Raw genomic sequence first — 12,191 nt, 5'->3', positions numbered from 1 at the left:
AGGACGGATGTTACAGGTGAATGAACTGAATCAATATTACGGCGGCAGTCATATCCTGCGCGGGGTAAGTTTTGAGGCCCGCATTGGCGAAGTAACCTGTTTGCTTGGGCGTAACGGCGTGGGAAAAACCACCTTACTGAAGTGTCTGATGGGGTTAATCCCGGCACGCACCGGCAATGTGATCTGGCAGGGGAAGAACATCACCCAGCGTAAACCGCATCAGCGCGTGCGGGCTGGTGTCGCCTATGTGCCGCAAGGGCGGGAGATTTTTCCTCGCCTGACGGTAGAGGAAAACCTGCTGTTGGGGCTGTCGCGTTTTTCCGCCCGCGATGCAAAACAGGTGCCGGATGATATTTACGCGCTTTTCCCGGTGCTTAAAGAGATGAAGCACCGGCGAGGGGGCGATCTTTCTGGGGGGCAACAGCAGCAGCTGGCAATTGGCCGGGCGCTGGCCTGCCGTCCTCAGCTGTTAATTCTGGATGAACCGACCGAAGGGATACAGCCGTCAGTGATCAAAGAGATTGGGCAGGTGATTTCACATCTGGCGCGTCAGGGGGATATGGCGATTTTGCTGGTGGAGCAGTTCTATGATTTTGCTGCCCAACTGGCGGATCACTACTTATTGATGTCGCGGGGAAGCATTATTCAGAGCGGCAGGGGCGAGAATATGGAAGCGGAGGGCGTCCGCGGGCTGGTCGCGATCTGAGTTCCGGGACTGCACCGGACGTTATCCGGCACAGTCTGGCGTGCCGTCAGCACATTGCGGGCTGCCCCCAGGGTCTGGCCCGCATCCCTTTTAGCATTAGCGCCCAGGCAAGAATAATCGCAACGATCAGCACCGCAAACAGGGACCAGGGGGGCAAGGTGGTGAGGATCACGCCGCTGACCAGCGGGTTGACCGCCGCGCCGAGCCAGCCAAGCGACTGCGCTGAGAAGTAGCTTGCTTTCATCCCCGCCGGAGCAATGTTATCGATCAGCATATATTCGCCCGGGGCATAAATAACCTCGCCAATGGTAAATACGGCGGCGGAGAGCCCCCAGAGCAGCAGGCTGTTTCCTGAAATCATAAAACCAACCAGCCCAGCCACAAAACAGATTGTGCCGGCCGCCATCGAGGGTCTGATATTTGCGGTCGTTAACCGACGACCTACGGCATATTGCAGACTGACGACAATCGCCGCGTTGACGGGGAGTACGACAGCCACCACTTTTTCGGCAAAATTACCGTTCGCGACGACCATGACATACTGGGAAATACATGAGGCGAACGCGCCGCTGACAAATGACGCCAGGAAGGCCGAGAGGGTAAACCAGAGCAGGGCTTTATCGCGTAACAGCACCGATGGCGACCAGACTGACGCCGTTGTTCCTTCAACGGGCGTCTCTGCGCGCTTCACCCAGGTCTGGATAAACACCAGCGGGAAAGCAGAGCAAATGGCCGCAAGCCAGAACGGCAGGTTGATGCTTTGCATGACCAGCAGGGTGCCAAGCGGCGGCCCGACGGTCCAGCCAATATTGAGCACGGTATAGTTGAGGGAAAATATTTTGCTCCTGGTTGTGGCGGAAAGATTGTCGGCAAACCAGGCTTTCAACACGGTGGCAAAGACGGAGTAGGCGCAGTTTATCAGGGCGAAAAGCAGCACCACCAGCGTGACGCTGTGTACCTGGGGGATGGCGATAAAGCCCAGCAAGAACGCCGAAATTGCCAGAAGCATATAGCGCTTTTTATCGAACTTATCCGCGAGGATGCCGAAACCCAGGCTGAAAATCACGCCGATGGTTAACGCTACCGTCATGGCATAGCCGATCAGATCGACGCTCAGATCGTACTGGCGGTTAAGATAGATCGTCATGAACGGAAGCGTGGCGCCGCGCCCAATGGTCAATAACAGTGATGAGGCGAGTAAAGCGAGGGTGGAGCGTCTCAGCGTTGTGTTCATTTTCCTGCCCGACAATGCGTTTCATTATATTTATTGGTGATTTAAAGCAATAGCACGGCAAAAGTGTGATGTATACCCGGGATGTTGTTCGAAAGTGCTCGTCCCGCCCTACCTGAATTAATGATCTGTTCCGGGGCGATGATTTCCGTTAACTTAACTTGTTTACAAAAATTTAATATTTGCAGGGGCCGTGGTATGTCGCGTAAAGACGGGTTATTGGCGTTACTGGTCGTGGTGGTGTGGGGGCTTAACTTTGTCGTCATCAAAGTCGGGCTGCACAATATGCCGCCGCTGATGCTGGCGGGATTACGTTTTTTGCTGGTCGCGTTTCCGGCCATCTTCTTCGTTGCGCGCCCGAAAATCCCGCTGTCGCTGTTACTCGGCTACGGCCTGACCATCAGTTTTGGTCAATTCGCGTTTCTCTTTTGTGCGATTAAATTCGGAATGCCTACCGGGCTGGCGTCACTGGTGCTACAGGCGCAGGCGTTTTTTACCATCGTACTGGGCGCGTTTGCGTTCGGCGAGCGCTTGCAGGGCAAACAGGTGGCCGGTATCGCGCTGGCGGTGTTTGGCGTTCTGCTGCTGATAGAAGCCAGCCTCAATGGGCAACATATTGCGATGCTCGGGTTTATGTTAACGCTGGCGGCGGCGTTCTGCTGGGCGTGCGGGAATATTTTCAATAAGAAGATCATGCAACATGCCACTCGCCCGGCGGTGATGTCGCTGGTGGTCTGGAGTGCGCTGATCCCGATTATTCCCTTCTTTCTGGCCTCTTTGATTCTGGACGGTTCTGCGCAGATGGTTCAGAGCCTGATCGCGATTGATATGACGACGATTTTATCGCTGGTGTATCTGGCGTTTGTCGCCACGATTGTCGGTTACGGGATCTGGGGAACGTTGCTCGGACGCTATGAAACCTGGCGCGTGGCTCCGCTGTCTTTGCTGGTGCCGGTCGTGGGGTTGGCCAGCGCGGCCGTGTTGCTCAATGAGACGCTTACCGGGTTACAGTTTCTTGGCGCGGTGCTGATTATGGCGGGTTTGTACATCAACGTGTTTGGTTTTCGGCTGCGCAAAGCGGCGCAGGTAAGGGGATAAAAAAAGCCCCGCAGTGGCGGGGCAAAAACGAATTACAGGCTGTGTCCGTTGTAATACGGTACGCCTAATTCGTCGGATTTATCGCTTCCCGCACCCATATGATTGAAATCGAATGGCGACTGGTCATGCGCAGACGGCATGACCATCGCATCGCGATTATTTTGTGTTCCAGGTTGTGCGGTTTGCTCCGCAATGCTTTGGCCAGAGACGACAAGCAGCACAGCCAGCATTGCGGAAGACAGAGATTTCATGATTTCCTCGATTACGTCATTAACAGGCGATTAGCAATTACAATGGTTGAGTGGATGCAAATACCGGGATTCGCCATGCATATTGGTAATACGGTACTTATGCGGTGGAACGTCGAAATAGTTTTTAAATGTCCGGGTCAGCGTCTGCTGTGACTCAAAGCCATAACGTTCCGCCAGGTACAGGATCGGTTCGTTACTTTCTTTTAATTTCTGGGCTATTTCAGTCATTTTGCGACTGCGGATGTACTGGCCTAATGAGTGACCGGTCTCTTTTTTAAACATCCGTTGCAGGTGCCATTTGGAGTAACCTGAACGCTCTGACACTTTTTCCAGTGAGAGCGGCGATTCCAGGTTATCTTCGATCCAGTCCAAAATGCTATGAATGGTAATAGCGTCAGTATTGCGTCTGGACATCGTCATACCTCTTTCTGTTTACGGCAGGATTTTCTTAAGCAAAAGCTCAAGTGTTGCCACTTCATCCGCCGTTAAGTTTTTTGTTAGTTCCTGGTGCAGGTCTTGTCCTACTAACTGATGACATTGTTCACAAATTGCCGCGCCGTGTTCGGTGAGTTTCACCAGCACGCCGCGTTTGTCATGTGGATTTGGCAGTCTTTCGATCCAGCCTTTACAGACCAGCCGATCAAGCATGCGCGTCAATGCGCCGAGATCGACAGACAGCACTTTCTTCAGCTCGACCGGGGTAATGCATACCGCGCAACGGATAGAACAGAGCACCTTAAACTGCGATGCGGTGATATCCAGCGGCGACAGATAGTCGTTCAACAGACGATCTTTTTTCTGATTGACCATGTAGATCAAGCGACCCAGCGGGATGATTTCGTTGAATAGGTCACTGGTGCTTTTCACAATGGTTGCCCCGGCAAGTAGTTAGTCACGGCAGATACTATTGCCCAGGCAAATATAAGTCAATCGAATGAATAAGGGGATGCCACGATTTGCTAAAACGCGTCAGTGCAGGGGCTGCATCACGGGGTAATTTATTAATAATAATTACTGGTTATGCTTATTCGACATAATGAATGCTTAATGGCGAAACGCCGCGTTTTCCCTTTATACTTGCCGCTTACAACGAGCTTGATGGGGAAGAGATGGCATTATGATGGATTTGTTTAAAGCGATAGGGCTTGGGCTGGTTGTCCTGCTGCCTTTGGCGAACCCGCTAACCACGGTGGCGTTGTTTTTAGGCCTGGCCGGTAATATGAACAGCGCGGAGCGTAACCGTCAGTCGCTGATGGCCTCCGTGTATGTGTTCGCCATCATGATGGTTGCGTATTACGCCGGTCAACTGGTGATGAACACCTTTGGAATTTCCATCCCCGGTTTGCGCATTGCGGGTGGGCTGATTGTCGCCTTTATCGGCTTTCGGATGTTGTTCCCGCAGCAGAAGGCGCACGAATCGCCGGAGGCGAAAAGCAAGTCAGAAGAGCTGGAGGATGAGCCTTCTGCCAATATCGCTTTTGTTCCGCTGGCGATGCCGAGCACCGCAGGGCCGGGGACGATCGCGATGATCATCAGTTCGGCCTCTACCGTACGTCACGGCGTCGATTTTCCCGGCTGGGTTATTCTGGTGGCGCCACCGCTTATTTTTCTGGCGGTGTCAGTGATTCTGTGGGGTTCTCTGCGCAGCTCAGGGGCGATTATGCGTCTGGTCGGCAAGGGGGGAATTGAAGCTATTTCCCGGCTGATGGGCTTCTTACTGGTCTGTATGGGCGTGCAGTTTATCATTAACGGCGTGCTGGAAATTATTAAGACTTACCATTAAGTGACATGTGTTGCCCTGAAAAAATAAAAACCACCGTTGGTAGCGGTGGTTTTTATTTTTGAAGCCAGTCATTAATTCAGGAAAGGCTTCAGCACTTATAAAAAGTGCGATAAACCAAACTTAACACGCGCATTATCTTACGCCACATCAGGCCATCATACAAATCTAACCGTTAATGATTACATCGCTAAGCCGTCTTATATTCGGTGCTGAATTATTTATGTTTTTATATACACCCTGTGAATTAATGTATAAAAATCATTGTGTTGATGCGTTTTTCGGGGAAGGTTATACTGCGCAGGTGTGTTGATTATCGTTTTACTGGCTTTTGCTCCTGTGCAAAAAAAGTTTCTAAGTCCTGGCTTACGGGGTGGTACCTGCGAGCGCCTGGGCCAGGAATGCGATAAACCAAACTTAACACACTTGATCTTCGGTGGACGGGCAAGGAGAGGCTAAGCCGGAGTAATCGCATTCCTCTTTAAGAGGAAGAAAGCGTGGTGAATATCTTAAGCACGATTATTGTGGTTCTTGAGTTCATCGTTGCATCATTGCAACTGATCTTATCGTTCATTAAGTAACATTGATAAGAAACGAGTAAAGGGCCAGAACTTACCTGCTCTGGCCCTTTATAAAAAAGTCATTTTATTGGGGTTTTACTTCAATGCTGCGGCTGCTCTTCCAGCGAAACAGGCCAGCGGCGAAAGATAATGATCGACCATACCAGCGCCGCCAGGGCTGGCACTGCGCCAACGTAGCCAATAGTGGACATCGACCAGTGTAAACTCACCTGATTCCCCACCAATGCGCCAGCGCCAATGCCAATATTAAAAATGCCTGAGAACAGCGCCATTGCCACATCGGTGGCGTCCGGCGCCAGTGCCAGGACTTTCACCTGCATCCCCAGGCCTATCACCATAATGGCGATGCCCCAGAAAATACTCAGCACGGCAAGATGGCTTTCGCTGTCTGCTGCGGGCAGCAGGAGCATCAGGCAAATCACCAGCAGCATAATGGCAATGCTGATAAGCGGCGAGGCGTACTGATTACCCAGTTTGCCGAATACCACGCTGCCGATAATCCCGGCGCCGCCGAGGATCAGCAGTAATACCGTGGCAAAGTTTGCGCTCAGACCCGCCACCGTTTGTACAAACGGTTCAATATAGCTGTATGCCGTATAGTGTGCGGTGACCACCACGACCGTCAGTAAATAAATACTCATTAGCGCCGGGCGACGGAACAGCAGCGGCAGGCTTTTTAGTGACCCAGAATGTTCGCTGGGCAATTTCGGCAGCAGTTTGATCAGGCATACCAGCGTGATTAACGCCCCTATACCAATGGCGAAGAACGTTGTTCGCCAGCCGAAGTATTGACCAACGATACGCCCGATAGGCAGCCCCAACACCATCGCCAGCGCGGTTCCGGTGGCGATCAGACTCAGTGCCTGCGCACGTTTGCCTGGCGGCGCAAGGCGAATGGCCAGCGAAGCGGTAATAGACCAGAAGACGGCGTGTGCAAATGCGATCCCGATGCGGCTGATTACCAGCACGGTAAAATTCCATGCCAGGAAGGAGAGCACATGGCTGGCAATGAAGAGAACAAACAGGCAGATTAGCAGTTTACGCCGCTCAACCTGACTGGTCAGCAACATAAAGGGCAACGACATCAGCGCCACAACCCAGGCATAGATCGTCAGCATAATCCCGACCTGCGCGGTCGGCATAGCAAAGCTCCGGGCGATGTCCGACAGTAAGCCAACAGGGACAAACTCTGTGGTATTGAAAATAAAAGCGGCAATAGCAAGCGTAACTACCCGTAGCCACGCGACCTTGCGGGAAACAGTGTTTGTTGTCATAAGAGTAAATCGGGTTAGTTGCGAAAAGGCGAGGTCACGATCTTAAAACGTTTGCTGGCGAAAATACAATCATTTTGTGATGTATGTCTCATTATCGTTGATGAGCCGATTGATGAAACAAACGAAATAGCGTCCGGGTATGGAAATCATCCCGGACACCGTATTCAGGGGAGTTTTGCGATATTCGCTTTGATGACTTCGGCGGAGTATCTGAATTTCGCCAGCTCATCATCGGCTAACTGTAATTCGATAATTTGTTGAACACCGCTTTGAGTCAGCACCGCCGGTACGCCGATGGCGACGCCGTCAACGCCGTATTCCCCCTCCAGTACGCAGGAGATGGCCAGCGCCCGATGGCTTCCGGTGAAGACGTTCCGGCAAATTTCCGCAATGGTTCCGGCAATACCATATTCAGTGCAGCCCTTGCGGTTATAGATTTCAAACCCATGTTTGCGCACTTTTTCCGCCATCGCCTCGACGTCCAGGATTTTACCCGTACGGCGTTGATAAACATCCGCAATCGGAGAACCGTAGACGGAGGAGTGGGACCAGACCGGGAATTGCGTATCGCCATGCTCTCCCAGAATAAAGGCATCGATGCTTTGCGCGCCGATATCCAGTTCCTGCGCCAGCGCGCGCCGTAAACGGGTGGTGTCCAGCCAGACGCCGGTGCCGATTACCTGGCTGCGCGGCAGGCCTGATAGCGTCCATACCTGCCAGGTAATGATATCGCAAGGATTGGTGGCAATAAGAAAGATGCCGTTAAAGCCGCCATCCATCATTTCCGGCACGATCTTTTGGACGATCCGCGCAGTGTTGTTCAGCTCATCAAGCCGTGTTTGCCCTGGTTTTAATGCGCCGCCGGAAACGGTAATCACGGCGATATCGACATCGGCGCATTCATGCGCCTCCCGGGTGGAAATGGTCATCATCCCCGGCATGTAGGCCGCTGCATCGGCGAGATCCAAAGCATGGCCTTCCGAACGATCTCTGTTCAAATCGACCAGAATCAGTTCTTCACAAATATTCTGATTGAGCAGAGCGTAAGCTGCTGATGCGCCAACATTACCTGCCCCAATGATCATCACTTTACGCGCTTTGGTGTTCATGACTGTTCCATATCCGTTTTCGTCTTGCGCAGTATAAAACGCTTCTCCCGGCAGGCGTAGCCCCAAACCCATAGGATAATGCTATGGCTGCGAGGACGGATTCAGCAGGGCGATAAACGCGTCCAGTTGACGGGTCATTGCCCCGCGACGCCACACAAGCCAGGTGTCCAGCCATCGCCACTCTTCGCTCAACGGCCAGGCTTCAACCTGATGATGCCCGGGCATACTTTCCAGCATGGTACGAGGGATCAGCGCGATGCCCGCTCCGGCGATAACGCACGCCAGCATGCCGTGGTACGACTCCATTTCATGAATGGTGCCGGGCATCGCGCGATCGGCATGAAACCAGCTTTCAAAGTGACGGCGATAAGAGCAGTTTGCGCGAAAGGCGTAGATATTGCTGCCATTCACGTCTTTTGCCCGCCGTACGGGGGAATGCCCATGAGGGGCGACAATCATCATCTCTTCACGGTATACCGGCATACCTTCAAGACCCGGATGAGTAATCGGGCCATCAACAAACGCTGCGTTAAGTCTGCCTTCCAGAACGCCTTCGAGCATTGTCCCGGAAGGCCCGGTAGAGAGGGCGAACTGGATTTTGGGGTAACGCTGATTGTACCCGGCAAGCGTGGCCGGGATGCGTACCGCAGCGGTGCTTTCCAGCGCGCCGAGTGAAAACAGTCCCTGAGGTTCATCACCGGCGACCACCATTCGCGCTTCATCAACCAGCGCCAGGATCTGCTGGCTGTAGCGCAGAAAGTTATGTCCGGCGGGCGAAAGGCGCAGCCGCTGACTTTCACGAATAAACAGATCCACGCCAAGATCGGCCTCAAGCTGGCGGATTCGCGTAGTGAGGTTCGACGGGACGCGATGCACCTTCGCCGCCGCCTGCGTAATACTGCCGGTTTCGGCCACGGCATTGAACATTTCCAGTTGAGTCAGATCCATAGTTTTCTCTTTTTGTGAACGCAGTGCTTAATATTATTCATTTTTCAGAAAGAGTAAATGCGCCCATTATGCAGGCATATCCCGCAACGTAGAGAGACAAACCGATGACGATGACACCTGCTACACATGCGATTTCCGTGGACCCGACAACCGGTGAAACGCTGGCGATGATGCCGTGGGCCAGCGCTGATGATATTGAAAATGCACTCACTCTGGCTGCCCGTGGATTTGAGGAATGGAAACGCACGACGGTGGCATACCGGGCGCAGAAACTTCGCGATATCGGGCAAGCGCTGCGTAACCGTACAGAAGAGATGGCGCACAGTATTTCCCGTGAGATGGGAAAACCGATCCGGCAGGCGCGCGCCGAGGTGGCGAAATCTGCGGCGCTCTGTGACTGGTATGCAGAACATGGCCCCGCGATGCTTAACCCGGAACCGACGCTGGTGGAAAATCAGCAGGCGGTGATTGCATATCGTCCGCTGGGGACAATACTGGCGGTCATGCCGTGGAACTTTCCGCTCTGGCAGGTATTACGCGGGGCGATTCCCATCCTGCTGGCGGGTAACGGCTATTTACTAAAACATGCGCCGAATGTGATCGGTTGTGCTGAACGTATTGCGCAGATCTTCGCCGATGCCGGTATTCCGGCGGGCGTTTATGGTTGGGTGAATGCCAGTAACGACGGCGTTAGCCAGATGATTAACGATCCCCGTATTGCCGCCGTGACGGTAACGGGCAGCGTGCGTGCCGGGGCCGCGATTGGCGCGCAGGCCGGGGCTGCGCTGAAAAAATGCGTGCTTGAACTGGGCGGTTCCGATCCGTTTATCGTTCTTAACGATGCCGATCTGGATCTGGCTGTTAAAGCCGCTGTCGCCGGTCGCTATCAAAATACCGGGCAGGTATGCGCGGCGGCGAAGCGCTTTATTGTTGAAGAGGGGATTGCCGGGGAATTTACTGAACGGTTTGTTGCCGCCGCCAGCGCACTGAAAATGGGCGATCCGCTGGCGGAAGAGAACGATCTCGGCCCTATGGCGCGTTTTGATCTACGGGATGAGCTGCATCAGCAAGTGGAGGCATCAATAGCAGAAGGCGCGCGTTTATTACTGGGCGGTGAAAAGCTCGCCGGGGAAGGCAACTATTATGCCGTGACGGTGCTGGGCGATGTGACGCCTGAGATGACGGCGTTTCGTCAGGAGTTGTTTGGGCCCGTGGCGGCGATTACCGTGGCGAAGAACGCCGAACATGCCTTGCATCTGGCTAATGACAGCGACTTTGGGTTGTCGGCGACGCTGTTCACTGCGCGTGATGCACTGGCTCAGGAGATGGCATCGCGCCTGGAATGCGGCGGGGTATTTATCAATGGATACAGCGCCAGCGATCCGCGTGTGGCATTTGGCGGCGTGAAGAAAAGCGGCTTTGGTCGCGAGCTCTCCCATTTTGGCCTGCATGAGTTTTGCAACGTACAAACTGTCTGGAAAAACCGTCTGTGATCATTCCGGCGTCTTCTTGAGGCGCCATGTCACATTACTGCAATAGTTCTGTCATTTTCTCTCCGTACACTCGCGCATAACGCATTGATACAGAAGAATATCATGAACTTAACGCAAATTTTTCGAGGCTTAATTCGTCGTTTCACTCCCCGCCAGTTTGGTCTGTTAACGGGAATATTTTGCATTATCGCGCTGTTTTCTATTTTGCAGGTTGCGTCATCCCTGATGCTGTCGTTTTCCGTGCGAGACGCTCAGCGTAACGAACAACGTAACCAGCAGGCACTGCTGCAACAAACGAAGGTGGATGAGGCGAGGGTAGCGCTGTTGTCCGCAAGCGATCTGCTGAACCGGGCGGGCGTTTACTTTATGCAGGATGCCGCAACGGGATCAGAAGGCAGCTGGCGCCCGTTGATGGATGAAGCTCAGCAGGCGCTGGTGCAGTCAAAAACGGCCTGGGATGCCTGGCTTGCAATGGCCCCTCATAAAGACGACGGCCTGATTGAGAGTTATCAGCATTTTTATAGCGGTATTCAGGAACAGGCGGACGGCCTGAGCCAGACTAACGCCATCGACGCGTTCTTTGCTGTTCCTGTTCAGGCGTTTCAGACAGATTTCAATGAAAACTATGCTCGCTTTCAGCAAGAGAGTGGGCGTCAGACAGAGGGTGGCAGGCAGCAGCTGATTGCCAGCCTGGAAGGGTTGCAGCACCTCTTTTTGTTCATCCCGTTTGTGCTGGTGGTGATTGCCCTGCTGGTCTGGAGCGGCATGTCTCGCTGGGTTATTTCTCCGCTGCGCCGCCTGATCGCCCATATTAATATTCTGGCCGCAGGCGATCTGTCCGAACCAATGCCGAAGGTGAGCGGGTTTAACCGCGAGGTCGCGCAACTCAGCTCACGCATTGATGCGATGCAACAGGGGCTGAGGCAGTTGGTGCAGCAGGTGAGCGATGCCACCACCGCAATGGTCGGCAACATCGATCAGCTTGCGCAGAGCAACAAACAGCTTTATCAGCAATCGGCGAAACAGAGCGAAGAGTTAAGTAGTGTCACCTCGCATATCTCGTTTCTGGAAACGCATGTCGAGGACAATAGCGGCTTTGCCAGACTGGCTAATCAACGTGCAGCCGAGGCGCGTCAGGTAGCGGCTGGCGGCGATCGTATGATGGAAACCGTTAACCGTTCGATGCAGGCGATTGTTGAACGATCGTCAGAAATGCGCGGGATCATCTCTCTGATTGACAGCGTCGCGTTCCAGACCAATATCCTGGCGCTGAACGCGGCTATCGAAGCGGCCCATGCCGGAGAACAAGGTCGCGGATTTGCCGTGGTGGCAAAAGAAGTGGGGCTGCTGGCCCGTAAAAGCAGTCAGTCCACGCAGAACATACAGGAACTTATCCACCACTCCTTGCAGGGAATCGAGGAGGGTTCACATGCGGTTAATCGGCTGGAAGAAAATTTACAGCAGGTGATTTCGTTAGTAGACAATCTGGGCATACTGTTGAATGACATCTCTGGCGCCACGTTAAGCCAGGGGGACAGCATCCACCAGATGACGGGGCAGCTACAGGCGCTTAACCGTGCGGCGCAAGAGACCAGCAGCCTGGTGAATACTGCATCGGAGTCATCGCTGCAACTGCATCATGAATCTCATCAGCTTCTGAACGCGGTGGCGCGATTTCGTCTTTCTGCCTGACGCCGCACATTCAGCTCTGTTATACTCG

At 53.4% G+C, this 12,191-nt stretch carries 12 protein-coding genes; 5 read left to right on the top strand and 7 right to left on the bottom strand.

From position 1 onward, the window contains the following. The first annotated feature begins 7 nt into the window (after positions 1 to 7). Complete coding sequence (gene urtE / locus FD428_RS11280; protein ID WP_012132431.1) at positions 8 to 706, top strand: urea ABC transporter ATP-binding subunit UrtE; 699 nt, start codon at positions 8 to 10, stop codon at positions 704 to 706. A 46-nt stretch (positions 707 to 752) separates the two neighbouring features. Here urtE and ydeE read toward each other — a convergent pair whose 3' ends face one another. Next, positions 753 to 1,940 carry an efflux MFS transporter YdeE gene (gene ydeE / locus FD428_RS11275; protein ID WP_114847916.1) on the bottom strand — a complete coding sequence of 396 codons (1,188 nt, stop codon included), beginning with the start codon at positions 1,938 to 1,940 and terminating at the stop codon, positions 753 to 755. Positions 1,941 to 2,135: 195 nt separating this feature from the next. Here ydeE and eamA point away from each other — a divergent pair, with 195 nt between their 5' ends. Next, entirely contained in the window at positions 2,136 to 3,035 is a 900-nt protein-coding gene (eamA, locus tag FD428_RS11270) for an O-acetylserine/cysteine exporter (RefSeq protein ID WP_114847915.1), read from the top strand. Positions 3,036 to 3,067: 32 nt separating this feature from the next. On the opposite strand, the gene marB is transcribed toward eamA, so the two are convergent. Genes marB through marR form a run of 3 tightly spaced genes read right to left on the bottom strand, consistent with a single transcriptional unit; the run spans position 3,068 to position 4,153 of the window. After that, positions 3,068 to 3,286, bottom strand: coding sequence for a multiple antibiotic resistance protein MarB (gene marB, locus FD428_RS11265; RefSeq protein ID WP_071258310.1), 219 nt, complete (start codon positions 3,284 to 3,286; stop codon positions 3,068 to 3,070). A 30-nt stretch (positions 3,287 to 3,316) separates the two neighbouring features. Beyond that, positions 3,317 to 3,700 carry an MDR efflux pump AcrAB transcriptional activator MarA gene (marA, locus tag FD428_RS11260; RefSeq protein WP_024130339.1) on the bottom strand — a complete coding sequence of 128 codons (384 nt, stop codon included), beginning with the start codon at positions 3,698 to 3,700 and terminating at the stop codon, positions 3,317 to 3,319. A gap of 18 nt (positions 3,701 to 3,718) precedes the next feature. After that, positions 3,719 to 4,153 carry a multiple antibiotic resistance transcriptional regulator MarR gene (gene marR / locus FD428_RS11255; protein ID WP_012132424.1) on the bottom strand — a complete coding sequence of 145 codons (435 nt, stop codon included), beginning with the start codon at positions 4,151 to 4,153 and terminating at the stop codon, positions 3,719 to 3,721. 250 nt (positions 4,154 to 4,403) lie between these two features. Between marR and FD428_RS11250 the strand changes: the two genes are divergently transcribed. Continuing rightward, positions 4,404 to 5,069 carry a MarC family NAAT transporter gene (locus FD428_RS11250; RefSeq protein ID WP_012132423.1) on the top strand — a complete coding sequence of 222 codons (666 nt, stop codon included), beginning with the start codon at positions 4,404 to 4,406 and terminating at the stop codon, positions 5,067 to 5,069. A gap of 658 nt (positions 5,070 to 5,727) precedes the next feature. Here the strand turns inward: FD428_RS11250 and FD428_RS11245 are convergent. The 3 genes from FD428_RS11245 to FD428_RS11235 form a co-directional block, all read right to left on the bottom strand. Continuing rightward, a complete protein-coding gene (locus tag FD428_RS11245; protein ID WP_012132421.1) occupies positions 5,728 to 6,921 on the bottom strand; it encodes a sugar transporter in 1,194 nt (397 codons plus the stop codon). Between the two features lie 164 nt (positions 6,922 to 7,085). Continuing rightward, complete coding sequence (locus tag FD428_RS11240; RefSeq protein WP_024130338.1) at positions 7,086 to 8,030, bottom strand: L-lactate dehydrogenase; 945 nt, start codon at positions 8,028 to 8,030, stop codon at positions 7,086 to 7,088. A gap of 81 nt (positions 8,031 to 8,111) precedes the next feature. After that, on the bottom strand, positions 8,112 to 8,978 hold the full coding sequence (locus FD428_RS11235) for a LysR family transcriptional regulator (RefSeq protein ID WP_047457132.1): 867 nt from the start codon (positions 8,976 to 8,978) through the stop codon (positions 8,112 to 8,114). 104 nt (positions 8,979 to 9,082) lie between these two features. Here FD428_RS11235 and sad point away from each other — a divergent pair, with 104 nt between their 5' ends. Further along, positions 9,083 to 10,471, top strand: a complete 1,389-nt coding sequence (gene sad / locus FD428_RS11230; protein ID WP_071258314.1) for a succinate-semialdehyde dehydrogenase — start codon at positions 9,083 to 9,085, stop codon at positions 10,469 to 10,471. A gap of 102 nt (positions 10,472 to 10,573) precedes the next feature. Next, on the top strand, positions 10,574 to 12,163 hold the full coding sequence (locus FD428_RS11225) for a methyl-accepting chemotaxis protein (RefSeq protein WP_114847914.1): 1,590 nt from the start codon (positions 10,574 to 10,576) through the stop codon (positions 12,161 to 12,163). Positions 12,164 to 12,191: the final 28 nt, after the last annotated feature.

It is taken from the genome of Citrobacter sp. TBCP-5362, from assembly GCF_005406305.1.
Classification (GTDB): Bacteria; Pseudomonadota; Gammaproteobacteria; order Enterobacterales; family Enterobacteriaceae; genus Citrobacter_B; species Citrobacter_B koseri.
The sequence above is the reverse complement of the archived record's forward strand: the minus strand, read 5'-3'. Positions and strand labels throughout refer to the sequence as shown.